Here is a 19,324-nt window from a genome sequence, read left to right as displayed (position 1 = left end):
AGCGCGCCGACGATGGGGCCCGCGCAGTGGGCCGCGGAGGAGGCACGCAATCAGCTTCAGCGCGCCGACGATGCGGCCCGGAATCGCCCGCCCTTAGCGCCACGCGTCGCGGATGGCGCCCAGCAGGATCGGCGCCAGCTCGGCGCGGCACATGACGAAGTCGGGCAGGTACGGGTCGAGCTGGTTGTAGCGCATCGGCGATCCGTCGAGCCGCGAGGCGTGCATCCCGGCGGCCATCACCACCCCGGCCGGGGCGGCCGAGTCCCACTCCCATTGGCCGCCGGCGTGCACGTAGGCGTCGACGTCGCCGTCGATGATGGCCATCGCCTTGGCGCCCGCCGAGCCGATCGCGACCGGCTGGATGGGCAGCGTCTGCCGCATCCGGTGCAGGACCGCCGGGGGCCGGGTGGCGCTGACGGCGATGCGGATGGTGTCGGTGACGCCGGCGCGGGCGGCGCCTACCGTCACGGTGTCGCTGCGGTAGACGATGTTGCCGCGCGCGGGCAATGACACCGCCGCGTCGGTGATCTCGCGTTGACCATCGCTGGGCCGCTGCCACAGCGCGATGTGGACCGCCCAGTCGTCGCGGCCCGGCGTGGAGAACTCGCGGGTCCCGTCCAGCGGGTCGATGATCCACACCCGGTCGTGCTGCAGCCGGGACAGGTCGTCGTAGGCCTCCTCGCTGAGCACCGCGTCGCCGGGACGCTCGACGCGCAGTCGCCGCAGGATCAGGTCGTTCGCCAGGCTGTCACCCGCGTCGCCCAGCGCCCAGGGATAGCCGAACCCGACCTCGTCGCGGACCTTGAGCAACAACTCCCCCGCTTCGGCGGCGAGATCGGCGGCCAGCGCGGCATCGGTCATCTCGTCCGACTCGTCGTCGGGGGCATGGCTCACCGGTTCAGTATCGCCGACGCCGTGCCGCGCTTGCGATCACCGCTGCACCTTATAGCGGGCGACCCGCTGCGCCCGGCTACGCCGCGCTTGCGATCACCGCTAAAAAGCCGGCCACGGGATCGGGCGATGCCGGTTGGGTCCCGGCATCACCGGATTGTCCAGCAGCGCGTGCGCGCGCATGCGCAGCGCGGCGATCTCCGCGGACGTGATGTGCTCGGCCAGTTCGTCGCCGAACGAGCCGGTGAGGGCCTCGGCGAGGCCGGCGACGGCCTTGCACGTCTGACTGTCGATCGGCTTGCCGGCCCACCCCCACAGCACGGTCCGCAGCTTGTCCTCCACGTGCAGGCACACACCGTGGTCGACCCCGAAGATGTGGCCGTCGAGGTCGCGCAGGACGTGGCCGCCCTTGCGGTCGGCGTTGTTGACCAGCACGTCGAACACCGCCATCCGCCACAGGCGAATGTCGTCGGCGTGCATCAACACGACCTCGTCGCCGGCGTAGTCGTAGGCGCGCAGCACCGGCAGGTAGCCGGGCTGGGCCTTGCCCGCGGGAAACAGGTCGACCAGATCCGGGCCCGGCCGCGGCTCGGTGTCCACCGTGTCGCCGGGTTGCTGCACCCACTGCTGCAACATGCCCGGGCCCGCCGGCCCGTGGCGAATGATCGTGTAGGGCACGATGTTCCAGCCCAACTGCGCCGACACCAGGTATGCGGCCCGCTCGCGGCCGGCCAGCGTTCCGTCGGGAAAGTCCCATAGCGGCGCCTCGCCGGCGACCGGCTTGTAGACGCAGTGCACCGCGCGCTCGTCGAGCGTCGATTCGCACAGGAAGGTGGCGTTGCTGGCCGAGCGGATCCGTCCAATGACCGTCAGCTCGCCGTTGCGCAACACCTCATGGTCGTCACACCTCGGGGTCATCGTCAGACCCGAGAAGCGCATTGCGCCGATAGCCGTTGGCGCGCGCGCAGATATGTCCCTCCGGGTCCAACGGTTCGTCGCACAGCGGGCACGGCGGACGCCCGGCCGAGATCACCCGGTTGGAGCGGCTGGCGAACTGCCGCGCCGACTCCGGCGTCAGGAACACCCGCACCGCGTCGGGACCCTCCTCGGTGTCGTCGAGCACCACCGACGCATCGAACTCGGCGTCGGTGACGGCCAGCAGCTCGACCACCACGGTCTGGGCCTCCGAATCCCAGCCCAGACCCATGGTCCCGACCCGGAACTCGGCGTCCACGGGCGTGATCAACGGCTTGAGGTCCTCGACCTCGGCGGGCTCGGGCGGAACCGGCGTGCCGAACCGGCGATTCACCTCGAGCAACAGGGCACCGATGCGTTCGGCCAGTACGGCAACCTGCTGCTTTTCCAGGATCACCGACACCACGCGCGCGTCGTGCACCGCCTGGATGTAGAACGTGCGATTTCCGGGCTGGCCAACGGTCCCGGCCACGAAGCGGTCGGGGGTGCGGAAGACGTGAATTGCGCGGGACATGGCACCTCCAAAATACCGGCTGTTGCCGTCGCCGTGCGATCCGATAGTGGTGGCAGTCGAATTAATCCGTCGAACCGCCGACCACGGCGTCGCTGGACGGCACCCCGGCGGCCGGTGGTGCCTGCGCCTCGCCGTTGGACTGCCCGTCGGTTTCCGCCGTTGCCTCTTCCTTCGGCGGCGGTCCGGCCCGCAGTGCGGCGGCCAGCCGCGCGCCGGTGTGGTTGACGTGCAACACAAACGGGCGCAGTTCGGTGTACCGGATCACACTCACCGACGCCGGGTCGGCGGTGACGCGCTGGAACCCGTCCAGGTGTATGCCGTACGCGTCGGCGATGACCGCCTTGATGACATCACCGTGAGTGCAAGCGACCCACAGCGCGTCGCCACCATGCTCTGAGGCCAGCCGGCGGTCGTGCTCGCGGACGGCGGCCACCGCCCGCGCCTGCACCTGCGCCAGACCCTCGCCACCGGGAAAGACCGCCGCGCTGGGATGGGCCTGCACGACTTTCCACAACGGCTCGCTCACCAGCTCGCCGATCTTGCGGCCGGTCCATTCCCCGTAGTCCACTTCGGCGAGCCGGTCTTCGACGAGCGGCGCGAGACACAGCGCGTCGGCCAGTGGCTCGAGGGTGCGACGGCAGCGCAACAGCGGCGAGGTGACCAACTCGCGGATCGGCAGATCACCGATCCGGTCGATCAGCGCGGCGGCTTGCTCGCGGCCCTTGTCGTCGAGGTCGACGCCCTCCGAACGACCGGCGAGGATGCCGGCGGTGTTCGAACTGGATCGGCCGTGTCGCAGCAGAATGACGGTCATGTCGACCACGACGCTACCCGGTACGCGGCCCCGCGACCGGAGCTGAGTGGCCCGACGCCGGCGACCCGGGCGCCCTAGCGGGAAACCGGCTCCGCGTGCGCCACGGAGTCGCGCACCGCCGCGCTCAGGCTGCGCTCGTCGGTGAGATCGATATCGACCAGGCTGCGGACTGCTGTGGCGACCACCTCGTCGGCCTGCGGAACGGGCCCGGCCAGGCGTGGCCGGTAAACTTCCACGACAAGTGATCGGTTCTCGATGTGGAACGAGAAACTTCGCCCATCACCGACTTGTCCGTATCCGCTAGCGAAAATACCTGTCGACATGTCTTCGACAGCAAACTCTTTCTGCGTCATATGACGGTCAGCGGTGACGGCCATGAGCCGACGATACCTCGCCGGTCCGGCCAGACGCGGGCAGCATGGCCCTGTGGGACCGACCTCGTTCCTTAGAATTTGTGTTCCACCGCCGCACCACGAGGGAAAGCACTTGCTGTCACGACCATGGCGCCACAAGCTGGCAGCTCAAGGCGGTGTGTTGAGCCTCGCGGTTTTGCTCGGTGCGACGGTCGGTTGCTCGTCGAATCCGCTCGCCGGCGCGCCGCGCACCATCGAACCCGCGGCGGCGGCCGTGTCGCCGCCGGTGTCGCAGCCGCCGGCCGGCGCGGTGCGGCCGCTGCCCGCCCATGCCGCCGCGGCGGTGTTCGATGCCGGCACCCGCCGGCTGGCGGTCCTGGCGCCGGGCAGCGACCCGGCAGCGCCGGGCAGCCTCACCGTTTTCGGTGACGCGCAGGCCCCGCCGCGCGTCGTCGACCTGCCGGGGCCGGCCAGCGCGTTGACCGACGACGGCCAGGGCACCGCCTATCTGGCCGCGCGCGGCGGCTACTTCGCGGTCGACCTGTCCACCGGCCACACGGCGCAGGTGAGCGTGACCGACGCGGCCCAGACCGAGTTCACCGCGGTGGCGCGACGCGCCGACGGCCGGCTCGTGTTGGGCAGCGCCGACGGCGCCGTCTACACCCTCACCTCCCCCAAGCCGGGCGCGGTGAGCGCCGCGAGCATAGCCAGTCGCAATAAGGTCTTCGCGCGCGTCGATTGTCTTGCCACACAAGGCGATACGACGGTAGTGCTGGATCGCGGGCAGACGTCGGTGACGACGATCGACGCCGACGGCCACGTCCAGCAGGCCCTGCGTGCCGGCCGGGGCGCCACCACCATGGCCGCCGACGCGCTGGGCCGCGTTCTGGTCGCCGACACCCGCGGCGGTCAGCTGCTGGTCTACGGCGTGGACCCGCTGATCCTGCGGCAGGCCTACCCGGTTCCGCAGGCGCCCTACGGCCTGGCCGGTTCCCGCGCGTTAGCCTGGGTTTCGCAGACCGTTTCCAATATCGTCATTGGTTACGACCTGTCCACCGGAATCCCCGTCGAAAAGGTGCGCTACCCGACCGTGCAGCAACCCAACTCACTGGCCTTCGACGAAGCGTCGGACACCTTGTACGTGGTGTCGGGATCCGGTGCGGGAGTTCAGGTCATCGATCACGCGGCGGGTAGGCGTTGACCGCGGCGCGGCACAGCCGCCTGCCCGCGGGCTGGGACACCGAGATGTCCGACGAATACGAATGGGTGCCGCTGCGCCTGCCGCCGGAAGTGACCCGGGTCAGCGCGTCGACCCGATTGTCCATCGAGGCCGAATACCGCGGCTGGGAGTTGACCAGGGTGCGGCTCTACAACGACGGCAGCAGACGAGTGTTGTTGCGCCGCAAGAAGTCTCGCCTGGACGGTGCCGGCTACGAGGGGCGGCGGCCCGACCAGCCGCAACTGTGAAACCCGACCGGCCACGCGCGGGCGGCCACCGGCTGTACGGCCTGCTGCGGCAGCTGTTTTTCGTGATCCCGCCCGAGCGCATTCACACGCTGGTTTTCGGCTTCCTGCGCGGCGTCACGGCCGTCGCCTGGGCGCGCCGGGCCTTGCGCCGGTTGCTGGCCCCGACCGATCCGGCGCTGGCCAGCACCGTGTTCGGGGTGCGTTTCCCGGGTCCGCTGGGCCTGGCGGCCGGCTTCGACAAGGACGGACTGGGCGTACTCACCTGGGGCACGCTGGGTTTCGGGCATGCCGAGGTCGGGACCGTCACCGCCCACCCGCAGCCCGGCAACGCGGCCCCCCGCATGTTCCGGCTGCCCGCCGACCGGGCCCTGCTCAACCGGATGGGCTTCAACAACCTCGGCGCCGGCGCGCTCGCGATGCGGCTCGCGCACCAGCGGCCGGAGGTGCCGATCGGGGTCAACATCGGCAAGACGAAGGCAACGCCGGCCGATCGGGCCGTCGACGACTACCGGGCGAGCGCGCGGCTGGTGGGCCCTCTGGCCTCCTACCTGGTGGTCAACGTCAGCTCGCCGAACACCCCCGGGCTGCGCGACCTGCAGGCGGTCGAGTCGCTGCGGCCCATCCTGTCGGCCGTGCTCGCTGAGACAACCACACCGGTGCTGGTGAAGATCGCGCCGGACCTCTCCGATGCCGACGTGGACGCCATCGCGGACCTGGCGGTCGAGCTGGGCCTGGCCGGCATCGTCGCCACCAACACCACGATCTCGCGGCAGGGTTTGCGGACGCCCGGCGTCGACGAGCTGGGCGCTGGCGGCATCTCCGGGCCGCCGGTGGCGCGCCGCGCGGTCGAGGTGCTGCGCCGGCTCTATGGGCGGGTCGGCGACCGCCTGGTGTTGGTCAGCGTCGGCGGCATCGAAAACGCCGACGATGCCTGGGAGCGGATCACCGCGGGCGCCTCGCTGCTGCAGGGCTACACCGGTTTCATCTACGGAGGAGGCTTGTGGGCCAAGCAGATTCACGACGGCGTCGCCCGGCGGCTGCACGACGGGGGGTTCGCCTCGCTCAGTGAGGCGGTCGGCTCGGCGGCTCGGGGTTGAGCCTACTTCTGTTCGTACGTGGCGTGGATGACCGCGCGGGCGATGGCGTGCTGGAACAGGTTGAACCCGAGGAAGGCCGGGCTGGCGTCCTCGGGCAGATCCAGCTTGTCGGTGTCCACGGCGTGCACGGCGATGTAGTAGCGATGCGGGCCGTGCCCGGCCGGCGGCGCGGCGCCGAGGTAGCGGCGCAGCCCGGCGTCGTTGACCAGCGTCAGGGCGTCACCGGGCAGGTTGCTGCCGTCGCCGGCGCCCTCGGCCAGCTCGGTGACGTCGGCGGGCAGGTTCGCGACCGCCCAGTGCCAGAACCCGGAGGCCGTCGGCGCGTCGGGGTCATAGACGGTGACGGCGAAACTGCGGGTCCCATCCGGGAATCCCGACCAGCTCAGCTGGGGGCTGACGTCCTCACCACCGGCGCCCATGATGCCGCTGACCTGGGGCTTGGCCAAGGGCTGACCGTCGGTGACCGATTGCGAGGTCAACGTGAACGTCGGCAGCTTGGGCAGCGATGCGTATGGGTCGGGCGCAGTGCTCATGGCGGTCCTCTCGGGTGATCGGCTTGCGTTCGTCAACTAGCAGTGGGTCAGGAAGTGGGTCAGCACATCGGTGCCGAACCGCAACGCGTCGATGGGTACCCGTTCATCGACGCCGTGGAACAGCGCGGTGAAATCCAGGTCCGGCGGCAACCGCAGCGGGCTGAAGCCGAAACAGCGAATACCCAAGCGCGCGAAGGATTTCGCGTCGGTACCACCGGAGAGCATATACGGCACGGTGCGGGCGTCCGGGTCGAGCGCCAGCACGGCGGCGTTCATCGCGTCGACGAGGTCACCGTCGAAGCTGGTCTCATAGGACGAGAAGTCCTTGATCCATTCGCGGGTCACGTCCGGCCCGAGCAGCTCGTCGATCTCGGCCTCGAACGCCTCCTTGCGACCGGGCAGAATCCGGCAGTCCACCACCGCCTCGGCGATCGCCGGGACGACGTTGGCCTTGTACCCGGCCTTGAGCATCGTGGGGTTGGCGGTGTCGTGCAGCACGGCCTTGAGCATGCGGGCCATCGGCCCCAGCTTCTCGACCGCTCCCCGCAGGTCGCCCGACTCGGTGTCGAAGGTCAGCCCGGTTTCCTCGCTGACGGCCGCGAGGAACTGCGCGACGGTGTCGGTCAGCACCAGCGGAAACTGGTGGCGGCCCAGCCGGGCGACGGCCTCGGCGACGGCCGTGACGGCGTTCTGGTCATGCACCATCGACCCGTGACCGGCGGGGCCACGGGCGGTGAGCCGCATCCACGACAGCCCCTTTTCGGCCGTCTCGATCAGGTAGAGCCGACGTTCTCCCCCGTCGCGGCGCGGCACGGTCAGCGAGAACCCGCCCACCTCGCCGATCGCCTCGGTGACCCCGTCGAACAGATCCGGCCGGTTGTCGACCAGCCACTGCGCCCCGAAGGTGCCGCCGTGCTCTTCGTCGGCGATGAAGGCGAAGACCAGGTCACGCGGGGGGACGATGCCGGCCCGCTTCAACTGCCGGGCCACCACGATCATCATCCCGACCATGTCCTTCATGTCGATCGCCCCGCGGCCCCAGACAAAGCCGTCTTTGACCGCGCCGGAGAACGGGTGCACGCTCCACTCCGTGGGCTCGGCCGGCACCACGTCGAGGTGCCCGTGGATGAGCAGGCCACCGCGCGAGGGGTCGGCGCCGGGCAGGCGGACGAAGACGTTGCCGCGGCCGGGGGCGCCCGATTCGACATACTGCGGGGCGTAGCCGACCTCGGCGAGCTGCTCGGCGACCCATTGGGCGCACTCGGCCTCGCCCTTAGTGGTCTCGGGTTCGCCGGTGTTGGTGGTGTCGAACCGGATCAGCTTGCTGACCACCTCGACCACGTCGTCACTCGGGTTGGTCGGCTCCTCGGTCGCCCCGCTCTGAATGGTCACAACCCCCTTTCCTACCATTGCCGCGGCCGGACGGCCCGATGCCGAGCATCGCGGCGTCCGAGGAGTCGGATTGGGTTCGCGGCAGGCAATCCGATAGCCTTAGCTGCCAACCCATGCTGGTTTGGCCTTGTCCGAGTGGCGGAATGGCAGACGCGCTAGCTTGAGGTGCTAGTGCCCTACTAATGGGCGTGGGGGTTCAAGTCCCCCCTCGGACACATCCGGCGACACGACTCAAGTCGGCCGTCGCCTTGACTCGTCGCAGATGGGGATCGTAATCAAGACGCAGACCCAGGCTCGCGTACACCTGAGCGCGTTCCGCCCCGGTTGCCTCACCAAGCACCGCTGACAGCCCGCCCAACTCCTCGACCAACTCGCTAATCTGTGCAGCAGACATGGCGCGGGGTCTCTCGGCTCGTTCAAGAAGGGCCATCAGCTCGTCGCGCTCGGCGGTGCGACGGCGCAATGCAGCGGTCAAGTCCTCAACGGCCACACCAGACTCTACTGCGGTAATCAAAGCAGCAACCTTGCCATTCGCCTCGCTGAGCTGGCGCTGCAAGGCGGCGTAGCCAGCTCCCGCTGCCGGGTCCACCTCCTGCCCGCGCGCCAGGTCTTCCGGATCGGCCAGGCTGGCGATCCATTCGTCGAGTCGAGGTGTCACGGCGTCCTCGCGGAGGTAGACCGTACGCGGGTGATCAGTCAGTTCCGCAGGTACAGAACGCGACCTACCTAGCTCACAACGGTAGAGGATCCGGGTTGCTCGCTTCCCCACTCGAGCAGCGCCCTGCATCCGCCGTCCACATACGGCGCAGTACAGCATCCCGCGAAGCGCGTACGGCACCGCCGATTCTCTGCTGCAGACGAGACCGGGACCACGCCGCGCCTGCGTACGAAGACGAACAGCCTGAGCCAAATCGTCAGGGATCAGCGCTTCGTGTGTGCGGCGGTCCGGTGCGATCCAGTCTGCCTGATCACGCCAGCGCATACGCGTCTCATACCCGGCAGCGACGTCGTCAGGGTTTACCAGGACCTCGTATTTCTCCTGCTTGCCCCAAACGCGGACACCGAGATATGTCGGGTTGTCAAGTATGGCGCGGATCGCCGAATGAGACCAACCTCGCGGGTCACGGTGACGATTCCGCGCCGGGTCATACTGGCTCGGCGACGGCACACCATCGTCGGTGAGCCGTTGCGCAATGTAGCGCAGGCCCGCTCCGTCGGCGTACATGCGGTAGATCCGCTCGACGACCGACGATGTCGCGGGGTCAGGTTCGAGGCGGTGAAGCCGCTGCCCAAGATTTGCCTTGGCAAGGTTTGGGTGCGAGCCGGCATCGACGAGCCGGTAACCGTACGGCGGTCGACCACCGAGATATCTGGCCGTGTCCTGCGCAAGTGCCGACATCGCCGTACGGACACGCATCTGGATGCGGGCGCGCTCTCCCTTGCTCATGCCGCCGAAAAGAGTCATCACTAAGTCATGCGCCTCGGAGCCGGGATCGACCGCTCCGCCAACCTCCGGCACCCACAGGCCCACTCCGTAGTGCGTGAGCACCGGGAAAGTAAGCGCGAACTGCGGCCCATAGAACGCACGGGCAGGTTCCCCGATCACTACGGCGTCGAAGCTACGGTCACTACAAGCGACATCTGCAAGGAGCCGTGACGCCTCTGGCCTGCGCTTCCATGGCAGCGAACGGCTCTGTCCCACATCGAAGTAGTCAGCGGTGAGGACTCCGCCGTGCGGAGTGATCAGGTCCATGGCACGCCGCTTCTGCCAGCTGCGGCTCGCCTCCGGGTCTTGAGCGTCCTCCGTGCTCACTCGGCCATAGAAGGCGAACCTCAGGCTCATGCCACTCCCCTCCCTGATCCAAGCATCCGGTCCCGCACAGCCATTATGACGTGTACCAGCGCGCGGTTGGCCTCGCGCGGAATTCGGTAGTGGTCGGCGACGTCAACTTCAACACCCTCCTCTGACAGGGTCGGCGCATCGAGTCGAGCGTCGCACTCGGAGCGAGAATGTGCTGTTCGGGAGTTGTCAGTCATCGGGTCCCCCTGGCAGATCCGATTGTTCGTCGCGGGCTTGGCGACGGGCCTCTACCAGTCCGATGCGGCGGGTGTCGATACGTTGGAGGGCGGCAGAGTAGACGAGGGTGCGGTCGCCGGAGGTGGCGTGTCCTGCACGGTCGAACTCCCACCCCACCTGGTCACTTTGCTCGGCTAGATCGAGTGGTGAATAGTGTTGTGGTGAACAGTTTTTGGCGACTTGTTCTCGAATCCAGGTGGCGCGGATGGCGCGTAGCGCGCCCATGGTGACCGAGTAGCGGCGGGATTTGGTGGTGACGTGTCCTCGGTAGCCCAGGGTGTGTAGCCAACGCCCGATCCCTGCCAAGGCATCGATACCGAGGGTGTGGGCTTGGTCTGCCAGGTGGGCGATGGTGGTCAGGATCGCCCGGATGTGGTCGGTGACGTTCAGGTCCTCGATGGCTTCAGCGGATAGGCGGCGGGCAGCGACACCGAAGTCTTGTAGGGATTTCGTGACGTATTTGGCTAGGTATCCGGCGACTCGGCGCGGCGACGTCCGACTCATGGCGATGTGTGTATCTGATTCTGTTGGGACCGCGTGGTTTTGGGTTCCCAGTGGTTGGGTATCGATCTGCCTGCCGAACCGGACCACCAGTGGCGCAGTGTCGTGAGACTTGTTGGGATTGTCGGATTGGCGGTTGGTGTCGGGGTGCAGGACGTCGAGAGTGACGGTGCGGGCGGCGTGCTGGATAAGGGCGGCGAGTTCGGCGGCAGTTATCGGCGGCTCCCAGACAGGGCCGGTTGCCGAACGGGGCTCCCCACCACCACATGTGGCGGCGGGGCCGTGATCGCTCTGGTCACGTGAGCCGGCGGTGGCGGTACCGGCGTGGCCTTCGGGGGGATCGAGGCGGATGAGGGCGTGAATGTGGGGGATCGCACGGGCCTGCATTTCGACGACCTTGACAAAACTGGCTTTCACCGAGCCAGGTGCAATGCCAGCAGCTTTGAGGTGTTTGGCGAGATTGCGTCGTAGGGCGATGGTGAAACGCCGCCATAGTTCGGGCAGGTGCCAGGTAAACAGGACGTGCCCGAGGTAGTCGTAGCACTCGGCGCACAGCGGTTGCCCGACCGCGGGGTCGGTGCGATCATGGATGATGCGGCACCACATGGGTTTTCCGTGTGGGCATTGCTTGTGGCCACCCATCATACGGTGGTCACGGCAGACGCTGCCTGTGCTGCCATGGACAGGACCGAAGCTGGGCGCGGTCAACGTGGCGAATACCTGGGGACGGTCGGCCACGGCGGGGGTGATGTTGTGGCGGCCTCCAGTGGTTCCTGCGGCGACGAGTTGCCAAGTGTCGCGGGCGTACAGGTCTGAGCAGGAGGGGCAGACGGTGGCACGGCGGTTGTTGCACCGCACCCACACGATTCTTTCGCGGCCGAACTCGTCAGTACCGGTGAGTTGGATCGGGTTGGCGCAGAAACCGACTGATCCGGCGCGCCGCCACCAGGTGTCGAATCCCGGCGAGCAGGCACGGCGCATCATTTCGGTGACCACGCGATGGTGGTCGATGTCGGCGGGAAGACCCGGCAGCGTGATTGCCGGGCACCCTGCTTCGTGGACGGCGCTCACTGGTGCCCCGAACGGTTGCCGCTGTCGCCGTCTGTGCCGGTGGTGTTCTCGCTGTCGGCCTCCCTAGCCTGGGATGAGCGTGTGCGCCGCGCGGGGAAGGCGCGCACCAGATAAGCGATATCGGCATCGGTTACCCAGAACGCGCGCATGCGGACCGGGTGGGCGGTGCCATCGATCATCATGTAGCCGACCCCGCGTGTGCCGTCGGGGATTAGATCGCATTCGGCCCCGGCATCGCGGGCACCCTGGCCCAGGACCATGGCCGTTTGCGATGCCTCGGTCAGGCGCAACCCGATCCGCACCGTGAACAGCTGCCGCACGGGCAGGGTGTCTTTGGACGGATCCTGCACCGCCGCCACCACCGAGATACCCACCGCGCGGCCCTGCGAGAGCAGCAGCCCTAGCAGTTGTTCGATTTCGGTCTTGATCTTGCGGTCGGTGACGTAGGCGGTCAGCGCCGCGATCTCATCGATGACGACCACGAACAACGGATCGGCCGTGGTCGGTGTGTGTAGGCGGGCGTGCCCGCGTAGCCGGTTGGCGCGTTCATGCATCAGCATGACCAACGCACGGAGCAGTTCCAGGGTTTGGCCGGTGACGTCATGGGCAAAGAACGAAAACATCGACGCACCGGGACCGAGTTCCATGCCGCCCTTGGGGTCGATCACGCACAACCGGACGCGCCCGCTCTTCACGTCCGGGGCTAGACCGGCGATCAGTGACCACAACACACTGCCCTTACCCGCACCGGTGGCCCCAGCCACCAGCACGTGATGCCCGAGGATCGGCAGCCGCCACACGCCCCGGTTCTCGGTGACTCCGACGCCGATGGCCAACAAGTTCACCGTCGCACCAGGTTCGGGCATGGGCAGGGCGACGGGTTCCGCGAGCACGTCGCCGCGCATGATCGTGATCCGGATTTCACCGGGTGCTGTGGCGGTGATGGTGATCCGGTCGGCCGTCCACGCGGCAGCCAACGCGTCGGCTTGGCGCTGCCAGTGGCTGATCGATTGACCGGTCACCACCCGCACCGCAAGTATGTCGGTGAAGTCGCCGATATACACCCCAAGTAGTGCTGGAATGAGTTGGCGGTCAACGAGTTTGGTGGTCAACCCGTGCAGGCTGCAGACGTGTTCCCAGCGGCGCCGGTAGCGCCACCAGGTCTGCGCATAGTGGGTGGGCGGGTCGATCACCCACCGCTGCAGACTATTCTCGTCGACGAATCCCCACAGCGTGTACAGGGCGATGAAACCTACGAGCGTGAGGAATCCGGCGTTCAGGCCCTGCCAGCACGCCACGCCGACCGCGACAGCGACCGGGGCACCGAGCAACGGGAACTGTGCACCCCACCACAGCAGCCGCCCGGCCGCTACCAGGATTGACCAGATAAGTTCACCGACCCAATCCTCACCAGAGGATTGGGTGTTGTTCTTGTTGTTTGTGTTCGACACGACTACTTCTGCCTTTCGTGAAAAAGAATGCGGGAGTCGGGAAACCACCCCGGCAGCGCTCAAAGCCAACGTGAGCAGTTAGTGGCTGCCGGGATGGTTCCCTGGCGGTTACGGGCGCGGCGTGGAACCCGGCTTGCCGCCCTCGGCGGTGGTGATCGTCTCAGCACGGAACGCGATACCGCTGCGGCCGTCCTGCGACCACGGCAGTGCCACCAAACCAGTCACCGATACCTGCTGGCCCACAGCGACTTTCGGAGCACCAGGCACGGTCACCGACAACACGTCCCCGCCATCGACGTCCAGCGCCATCAACTGCACCGTATGCAGCACCGCGCCGGTGGCCTTATCGATTTTGGGCTGCCCGGTGCCGAAATCGGTCCGCGGCTCGGGGTTTTTCGTGCAGATAAACGACACCGCAGTGGTGTCAATTTTGAGTTTCATCTGTTCTGTCCTTTCCGATCGTTGTCACCGACGTGTGGTGACTGGATCTAGGACAGCGCGATGGGCGAAGCGTCGATAGCGGCAGCTAGGAACAGCAAGGAACACTGCGAACGCGCACATATGCCCGGACCTGCGGCGTTGTTCATGCATGATCGTTGTATGGCCTTGACCGACCCTGCTCGCCGCCAGAGCGGACTACAGGTTCATCAAGCGCGCGAGGACGCCAAGATGAGTCTGAACGATCTGGCGGCCAGAGTCGAGACGGTCCGCAAGCAGCGCGGCGACACACCACCGGAGCGGGCTACGTTGCGCCAGCAGATCGTTCGGATCGAAGGCGGCGGCAGCGCGGGGCCGATGTGGCGTGGCGACCTCGCCGAAGCGTTAGGCCTCGATCCTGCCGAGCTGTTCGGGCTGACAGTCGAAACCAGTCTGCCGCGCCCACTTCTGCTGCAGCTTCCGGTTGACCGTGATGTCCTGACCGTGATCGCTGACCAGCGCCAAGTCCATATCCAGGCCGAACATACCTTCGGTCCTGACTACGCCCAACCGCTGGTGGAACGCGATTTGCAGACCGTGGAAGCGCTCATCAAATCCACGCCCGCTGAGCTGCGCACCCAGGTACGTGAGGTAGCGGGAACCATCGCCGAAGTCGCCGGCTGGATAGCGCAAGACCTCGGGGACCACCCCAAAGCGCGGGAACTGACCGATCGAGCCACCGATCACCTGCGGGCCGCCGCCCCTGACCTGCGCGCCATGGTGTGGATGCGCAAATCCAACATCATCGCTAGCCAGGACCCCGACCTGGCGGTCGAACTTGCCGCCGATGCCGCACGATTGATCGACGGCCACGAGGTAGGACGGCTGCAAGCCAGCATCGCCCGTCAACAGGCCCTCGCTGCGATCGCCAACGAGGACAAACGCGGGTTCTTGCGTCACGCCGCGCATGCGCTCGAACTCGGCGATATCGAACCCGCCGCCGGTGATCGCGCCACCTACGCCCACGCTGGATTCGTCGCCAGCGATATCGCCTCGGGATACTTGGAACTCGGCCAGCCACAGCAGGCCGTCGAGCTGCTCACCCGGCACCGACCGTCCTGGACCTCCCATCAGCATCGTGACCGGGCCGTCGCCGACATCCGGCTGCTACACGCTCTCGTTGTGATCCGCGAGTATCAACTCGCCTGCGCCCACGCCGCCGAAGCCCTGCGCGGTTACTTGGCCGCGCCGTCCCAACGCGCACGGCGACACCTTGCCAGCTGCGCGACCCTCCTGCGTGATCGGCGCCGACACGACAAAAGCCCACTGCTGCAACAACTTTTCGGACAGATCAAGGACGCAACCGAAGGAATCGCCCCATGACCGATACCGTCATCCCCAATATCACCGCGGCCAGCGACCACACCCGAGCCGATCTTGCGGTCCTGCCGGTCGGCTCGTTCGAGCAGCACGGCCCCTACCTGCCACTTGGCACCGACACCCTAATTGCCGTCGCCATTGCAACCTCAATCAGCGCACATCACAACATTTTTCAGCTTCCGCCCCTAACTTTCAGCTGCTCCCACGAGCACGCCGAATTCGCCGGAACCCTCAGCATCACAGCCACCACCCTGGCTGCTGTTGTCGGCGACATTGCCCACTCCCTCGCCGAGCAACATGTCCGCGGGCTAATGATCGTCAACGCCCATGGCGGCAACGCTGTCCTGACCAACGTTGTCCAGCAAGCCAACCACCCCGGCGCACGGATCCGACTCGGCCTATACCCCAGCCGTGACGACTGGACCGAAGCCCGCGAAGCCGCCGACATCACCAGCAGCAACCATGACGACATGCACGCCGGTGAACTCGAAACTTCGATACTGCTGGCGGCCTACCCCGAATATCTGCGCGACGGCTGGGCTGGTGCCAACCACACCGCCGACGACCGCCGCTACCTGACCACCCTCGGCATCGCCGCCTATACCGACAGCGGTGTCATCGGTTACCCGAGCCGCGCCACCGCCACCAAGGGCAGAAAAACCCTCGACCACCTAGGACGCAGCGCCGAAACCCTCCTGAACATCCTCACCGCACCGCAATAGCCGACCAAGCCAGGGGCGGCGGCTACCGTCCGCTTGGCCGCTCCCGTCCGCCGCCGCCCAACAAACCGGCGAGCGCCACCCAAGGAACCCAAAAACCGGCTCTGGCCTGCGGTGTGAGAAGTCTCTGTCAGGAGGATCACCGCACGGTCCGCGCCGAACGGGAGCGCCGCTGACGGTCGTCGGCCGCCGATTCCTATGCCGGAATGGCGAGCAGACGGAACTGTAAGGCCGACTTGGTGAGAATTTTCCTTACTGGGATCAAGTCGATGCGGCACGTTGCCACCAGCTGGACACCGAAGCCGCCCGACTCGAACGCCACGTCGACACCATCACCGCCACCGCCGCACCCGAGCTACAGCGTCGGGCCCGACACCGCTGCCACGCTACTGACCGCCCTCGGCGACAACCCCGCTCGGATCGGCAGCGACGCCGCTTTCGCCAAACTCTGCGGGGTCAGCCCACTGGAAGCCTCCAGCGGCAAAACGATCCGCCACCGGCTCAACTGGGAAGGCAATCGCGACGCCAACCGTGCCCCGCACGTCATCCTGGTGGTGCGCATGCGCCGTCATCAGCCCACCCGCGACTAGTTCGTTCACCGCCTGGCCGAAGGCAAAACCAAGAATGAGATCATGCGCTCCATCAAGCGTTACATCGCCCGCGAGATCTACCACGCCCTCCGCCAACCCAGCAGAAGAACCAACGAACTCATTGCCTGAAGATAGGAGCATCTGGTATCAAGTCCCGAAGGGCACCCGATCCGCAATGTCCACTCATTTCGTGGCGATATGGCACCTCTGTAGATGCCATCAATCCTCCTCCCAGGTGAGTAATGTGCAGGTGGCAACTCGTTCAGGGTCATAGGGAACGCGAGATGATTTCCTTCATCACCTCATTTGTGCCGGCGTAGATTTTCTGCACGCGCTGGTCCACCCACAATCTCGAGATGGGATACTCGGTCATGTACCCATATCCGCCGTGAAGCTGCAAACAGTCATCGAGCACCTTCATCGCTCGCTCAGTGGTCCACCATTTCGCCATGGCGACGGTCTGGACGTCGAGCTGGCCCGCGAGGTGTAGGTCGATGCAGTAGTCCAAAAATACTCGTGCGATGCGCGTTTCGGTTGCAGCTTCGGCCAAGATGAATTTCGTGTTCTGGAAGCCGAAGACGGGCCGTCCGAACGCTTCCCGCTCACGGGTGTATTTGAGTGTCTGCTCCACGGCAAGTTCCATCGCCGCGACCGCCCCAACCGCGACGATGAGCCGCTCTTGAGGTAGCTGCGTCATCAGCTGACTGAAACCCTGACCCTCGGTCTCGCCCAGGAGGTGCGAGCGGGGAACTCTTACGTCGTCGAAGAACAACTCGGAGGTGTCTTGTCCGCGTTGGCCGATTTTGTCGAGGACCTTGCCGCGCCGGAATCCGGGTCGATCGGCTTCGGCGACGATCAGCGAGATGCCGGCGGCGCCCTGACTTGGATCTGTCTTGGCGACAACGATGATCAGGTCGGCTTGCTGACCGTTGGTGATGAAGGTCTTTGCGCCGGTGATCACGTACTCGTCACCGTCAAGAATTGCTTTGGTCTTGACACTCTGCAGATCAGAACCGGTCCCTGGCTCCGTCATGGCGATCGCACCGATCATTTCGCCTGAGGCCATCTTGGGCAGCCACTGCCTCCGTAGTTCTTCGGCCGCATACTGGAGGATGTAGTGCGCGACGATTCCGCTGTGCAGCCCTGCGCCCCATGAGCTGTCCCCGACTCGGGCTTGCTCTTCGAGTACGACGGCTTCGTGCGCGAATGTGCCGCCTCCCCCGCCGTATTCTTCGGGTATGGACATGCAGAGCAGGCCTAGTTCGCCGGCTTTGTGCCACAATTCTCGGTCAACTTGGTGCTGGTCTGCGAAACGTTGCGCATGTGGTGCCAATTCGGTCGAGAAGAACTTCGCGGCAAGGTCACGAAGCTCGAGCAATTCGGCGCTCATCCAGGGAGAAATTGATGCTGTCACAGGATTCCCTCTCGGCTGTTCGATATCAATGGGTTTGATTTCTTAGGACGTTTCGATCTGATACTCGCCGGCGGAGTGACGCGCGCGTATGGCCTTCTTGTCGTATTTTCCGACGCTTGTTCGGGGAATCTCAGACACGAAGCTCCACCGCTCCGGGATCCACCACTTGGCGACCTTGTCCAACAGAAACGCGCGCAGTCGGTCGATGTCGACCTCGGCTCCACGGTGAACCACGACCAGGGCGAGCGGTCTTTCCTGCCATTTGTCGTCGGGAACTGCCACCACCGCAGCCTCGTAGATCGCCGGGTGACCAGTCAGCGTATTTTCCAGCTCGACTGAGGAGATCCATTCTCCACCTGACTTGATGACGTCCTTCGCACGATCGGTCAGCGTGAGATACCCGTCCGGGTCGATCCGGCCGACGTCGCCGGTGCGCAGCCACCCTCCGTCGAACTTGTCCGGATCATCGTCGCCGAAGTAGGCGCCGGTGATCCACGGGCCTCGCGCCTGTATTTCACCCGCTGATCGACCGTCCCACGGCACGGTCTTCTTGTGGTCGTCATGCAACCGGATCTCGACACCGCACATCGGCCGACCCTGGCTTTCGCGCATCTCCCACGCACGGGTCTCGCCTACTCCGTGCGCTGCGCGTGCGACGGTAGCCAGCGGCGAGGTTTCGGTCATGCCCCATGCCTGCACGATAGGCACGTTGTACTTGTCTTCGAATGCCCGCATCAGCGAGACGGGGACTGCCGATCCCCCGCAGGCAACCAGCCGAAGTGAGGAGATGTCCCGGGCGGGATTCGATTCCAGGTATCGATCGACATCGTTCCAGATCGTCGGCACTGCACCGGCGATAGTCGGCTGAGTCTCTTCGATGATCGACACCAGCGGCGCGGCTTGCAGATGGCGATCGGGTAATACCAAGTCCGCACCAGACATCAACGCCGCGTAGATCAGTCCCCACGCATTGGCGTGAAACATCGGGACAATGGCCAGGATACGGTCGGCCTCGCTCACTGCCAGGGCGTTCGACGTGCAGGCGGTCAGTGCATGTAGGGTCGAACGGTGGCTGTAGACAACACCTTTGGGATTTCCAGTAGTCCCGCTGGTGTAGCACATGGCCGCGGCGGAACGCTCATCGATCTCGGGCCAATCGAAAGTCTCCGGTTGCTGCGCCAGGATCTCCTCGTAACGCAACACCGTCTTCCCGCATCCCTGCAGCGGAGCGAGGTCGCCCCCGGTGGCGATGACCGTATGCACCGACTCCATCGCTGGTAGCGCACTAGCCAACAATGGCGCAACCGACGCATCCACCAGGATGATCTGATCGCTGGCATGGTTGGCGATGTACGCGAGTTGCTCTGGAGCCAAACGAATGTTGAGGGTGTGCAGCACCGCGCCCATGGAGGGAACCGCGCAGTAGGCCTCGAGATGTTCTTGGTTACTCCACTGAAAGTTGGCCACCCGTTGATCTGCCGTTATTCCCAGCCCGCGCAACGCATTTGCAAGTCGGCCCGCTCGCCCCAGGACGCTACGGTAGGACATACTTCGGTATCCAGTTCCGTCGGGGGTGATCACCTCGCTGTTTCCGTGAATGGAGGCGGCATGGCGGACAATTGCCGAGATTGTGAGCTGGACGTCTTGCATCGTGCTGTGCATTTCGCA

19 protein-coding genes and 1 tRNA gene are annotated in these 19,324 nt (G+C 66.1%); 7 read left to right on the top strand and 13 right to left on the bottom strand.

Translation table 11 applies throughout. From position 1 onward, the window contains the following. Positions 1-93 precede the first annotated feature (93 nt). The 5 genes from K883_RS19550 to K883_RS19530 all read right to left on the bottom strand — a co-directional run bounded on the left by K883_RS19550 (position 94) and on the right by K883_RS19530 (position 3,571). Complete coding sequence (locus K883_RS19550) at positions 94-861, bottom strand: 3'(2'),5'-bisphosphate nucleotidase CysQ (RefSeq protein WP_086427187.1); 768 nt, start codon at positions 859-861, stop codon at positions 94-96. A 132-nt stretch (positions 862-993) separates the two neighbouring features. Continuing rightward, positions 994-1,809, bottom strand: a complete 816-nt coding sequence (locus K883_RS19545; protein ID WP_263646723.1) for an SCO1664 family protein — start codon at positions 1,807-1,809, stop codon at positions 994-996. Then, positions 1,793-2,380, bottom strand: coding sequence for a DUF3090 domain-containing protein (locus tag K883_RS19540; protein WP_008256222.1), 588 nt, complete (start codon positions 2,378-2,380; stop codon positions 1,793-1,795). Before K883_RS19540 ends, K883_RS19545 begins: the two co-directional genes overlap by 17 nt. 61 nt (positions 2,381-2,441) lie before the next feature. After that, entirely contained in the window at positions 2,442-3,194 is a 753-nt protein-coding gene (locus tag K883_RS19535; RefSeq protein ID WP_036455895.1) for a histidine phosphatase family protein, read from the bottom strand. A gap of 74 nt (positions 3,195-3,268) precedes the next feature. Next, a complete protein-coding gene (locus K883_RS19530; protein WP_008256218.1) occupies positions 3,269-3,571 on the bottom strand; it encodes a hypothetical protein in 303 nt (100 codons plus the stop codon). Positions 3,572-3,707: 136 nt separating this feature from the next. Here K883_RS19530 and K883_RS19525 point away from each other — a divergent pair, with 136 nt between their 5' ends. Genes K883_RS19525 through K883_RS19515 form a run of 3 tightly spaced genes read left to right on the top strand, consistent with a single transcriptional unit; the run spans position 3,708 to position 6,111 of the window. Beyond that, entirely contained in the window at positions 3,708-4,748 is a 1,041-nt protein-coding gene (locus K883_RS19525) for a YncE family protein (RefSeq protein WP_231504885.1), read from the top strand. Then, a complete protein-coding gene (locus K883_RS19520) occupies positions 4,745-5,014 on the top strand; it encodes a DUF5703 family protein (RefSeq protein ID WP_009955451.1) in 270 nt (89 codons plus the stop codon). Before K883_RS19525 ends, K883_RS19520 begins: the two co-directional genes overlap by 4 nt. Positions 5,015-5,046: 32 nt before the next feature. Further along, positions 5,047-6,111 (top strand): quinone-dependent dihydroorotate dehydrogenase, encoded by a 1,065-nt coding sequence (locus K883_RS19515; protein WP_162143691.1) that lies wholly within the window; start codon positions 5,047-5,049, stop codon positions 6,109-6,111. A gap of 2 nt (positions 6,112-6,113) precedes the next feature. On the opposite strand, the gene K883_RS19510 is transcribed toward K883_RS19515, so the two are convergent. Both K883_RS19510 and K883_RS19505 read right to left on the bottom strand, forming a co-directional pair. Continuing rightward, positions 6,114-6,644 carry a YbhB/YbcL family Raf kinase inhibitor-like protein gene (locus K883_RS19510; RefSeq protein ID WP_008256205.1) on the bottom strand — a complete coding sequence of 177 codons (531 nt, stop codon included), beginning with the start codon at positions 6,642-6,644 and terminating at the stop codon, positions 6,114-6,116. A gap of 36 nt (positions 6,645-6,680) precedes the next feature. Next, complete coding sequence (locus tag K883_RS19505) at positions 6,681-8,054, bottom strand: M20/M25/M40 family metallo-hydrolase (protein ID WP_268819585.1); 1,374 nt, start codon at positions 8,052-8,054, stop codon at positions 6,681-6,683. 111 nt (positions 8,055-8,165) lie between these two features. Between K883_RS19505 and K883_RS19500 the strand changes: the two genes are divergently transcribed. Then, positions 8,166-8,251: transfer RNA gene (locus tag K883_RS19500), tRNA-Leu, on the top strand. Here the strand turns inward: K883_RS19500 and K883_RS27100 are convergent. The 4 genes from K883_RS27100 to K883_RS19485 form a co-directional block, all read right to left on the bottom strand. Then, entirely contained in the window at positions 8,233-9,879 is a 1,647-nt protein-coding gene (locus K883_RS27100) for a recombinase family protein (protein ID WP_008256202.1), read from the bottom strand. The two genes, K883_RS19500 and K883_RS27100, sit on opposite strands and share 19 nt — an antisense overlap. A gap of 186 nt (positions 9,880-10,065) precedes the next feature. Further along, positions 10,066-11,685, bottom strand: coding sequence for a replication initiator (locus tag K883_RS19495; protein ID WP_008256201.1), 1,620 nt, complete (start codon positions 11,683-11,685; stop codon positions 10,066-10,068). Beyond that, complete coding sequence (locus tag K883_RS19490) at positions 11,682-13,136, bottom strand: FtsK/SpoIIIE domain-containing protein (protein WP_008256200.1); 1,455 nt, start codon at positions 13,134-13,136, stop codon at positions 11,682-11,684. The genes K883_RS19495 and K883_RS19490 overlap by 4 nt, the downstream gene beginning before the upstream one ends. Positions 13,137-13,244: 108 nt before the next feature. Beyond that, positions 13,245-13,577 (bottom strand): SCO3933 family regulatory protein, encoded by a 333-nt coding sequence (locus K883_RS19485; protein ID WP_008256199.1) that lies wholly within the window; start codon positions 13,575-13,577, stop codon positions 13,245-13,247. Positions 13,578-13,637: 60 nt separating this feature from the next. Here K883_RS19485 and K883_RS19480 point away from each other — a divergent pair, with 60 nt between their 5' ends. The 3 genes from K883_RS19480 (at position 13,638) to K883_RS19470 (ending at position 16,242) form a co-directional block, all read left to right on the top strand. Next, the gene (locus K883_RS19480) at positions 13,638-14,936 is read left to right on the top strand and encodes a hypothetical protein (RefSeq protein ID WP_232525770.1); all 1,299 of its coding nucleotides are present in this window, start codon (positions 13,638-13,640) and stop codon (positions 14,934-14,936) included. Continuing rightward, positions 14,933-15,655: a creatininase family protein gene (locus K883_RS19475; protein WP_008256197.1), complete on the top strand. Its 723-nt coding sequence runs from the start codon at positions 14,933-14,935 to the stop codon at positions 15,653-15,655. Before K883_RS19480 ends, K883_RS19475 begins: the two co-directional genes overlap by 4 nt. A gap of 266 nt (positions 15,656-15,921) precedes the next feature. Then, positions 15,922-16,242, top strand: coding sequence for a transposase (locus K883_RS19470; protein ID WP_014711521.1), 321 nt, complete (start codon positions 15,922-15,924; stop codon positions 16,240-16,242). 268 nt (positions 16,243-16,510) lie between these two features. Here K883_RS19470 and K883_RS19465 read toward each other — a convergent pair whose 3' ends face one another. Together K883_RS19465 and K883_RS19460 are read right to left on the bottom strand one after the other, a co-directional pair. Continuing rightward, on the bottom strand, positions 16,511-17,632 hold the full coding sequence (locus K883_RS19465; protein ID WP_020822393.1) for an acyl-CoA dehydrogenase family protein: 1,122 nt from the start codon (positions 17,630-17,632) through the stop codon (positions 16,511-16,513). A gap of 66 nt (positions 17,633-17,698) precedes the next feature. Continuing rightward, positions 17,699-19,318: a fatty acid--CoA ligase gene (locus K883_RS19460; RefSeq protein ID WP_020822392.1), complete on the bottom strand. Its 1,620-nt coding sequence runs from the start codon at positions 19,316-19,318 to the stop codon at positions 17,699-17,701. Positions 19,319-19,324: the final 6 nt, after the last annotated feature.

The sequence above is a fragment of the Mycobacterium sp. TKK-01-0059 genome (assembly GCF_000709305.1).
In the GTDB taxonomy this organism is placed as follows: Bacteria; Actinomycetota; Actinomycetes; order Mycobacteriales; family Mycobacteriaceae; genus Mycobacterium; species Mycobacterium intracellulare.
The sequence above is the reverse complement of the archived record's forward strand: the minus strand, read 5'-3'. Positions and strand labels throughout refer to the sequence as shown.

Coding starts and splice junctions, on each gene's coding strand:
- K883_RS19475 (WP_008256197.1), top strand. CDS start 14,933: ATGACCGATACCGTCATCCCCAATATCACCGCGGCCAGCGACCACACC.
- K883_RS19535 (WP_036455895.1), bottom strand. CDS start 3,194: ATGACCGTCATTCTGCTGCGACACGGCCGATCCAGTTCGAACACCGCC.
- K883_RS19550 (WP_086427187.1), bottom strand. CDS start 861: ATGACCGATGCCGCGCTGGCCGCCGATCTCGCCGCCGAAGCGGGGGAG.
- K883_RS19480 (WP_232525770.1), top strand. CDS start 13,638: ATGGGCGAAGCGTCGATAGCGGCAGCTAGGAACAGCAAGGAACACTGC.
- K883_RS27100 (WP_008256202.1), bottom strand. CDS start 9,879: ATGAGCCTGAGGTTCGCCTTCTATGGCCGAGTGAGCACGGAGGACGCT.
- K883_RS19465 (WP_020822393.1), bottom strand. CDS start 17,632: ATGAGCGCCGAATTGCTCGAGCTTCGTGACCTTGCCGCGAAGTTCTTC.
- K883_RS19460 (WP_020822392.1), bottom strand. CDS start 19,318: ATGCACAGCACGATGCAAGACGTCCAGCTCACAATCTCGGCAATTGTC.
- K883_RS19540 (WP_008256222.1), bottom strand. CDS start 2,380: ATGTCCCGCGCAATTCACGTCTTCCGCACCCCCGACCGCTTCGTGGCC.
- K883_RS19510 (WP_008256205.1), bottom strand. CDS start 6,644: ATGAGCACTGCGCCCGACCCATACGCATCGCTGCCCAAGCTGCCGACG.
- K883_RS19545 (WP_263646723.1), bottom strand. CDS start 1,809: ATGACCCCGAGGTGTGACGACCATGAGGTGTTGCGCAACGGCGAGCTG.
- K883_RS19530 (WP_008256218.1), bottom strand. CDS start 3,571: ATGGCCGTCACCGCTGACCGTCATATGACGCAGAAAGAGTTTGCTGTC.
- K883_RS19505 (WP_268819585.1), bottom strand. CDS start 8,054: ATGGTAGGAAAGGGGGTTGTGACCATTCAGAGCGGGGCGACCGAGGAG.
- K883_RS19470 (WP_014711521.1), top strand. CDS start 15,922: ATGCGGCACGTTGCCACCAGCTGGACACCGAAGCCGCCCGACTCGAAC.
- K883_RS19485 (WP_008256199.1), bottom strand. CDS start 13,577: ATGAAACTCAAAATTGACACCACTGCGGTGTCGTTTATCTGCACGAAA.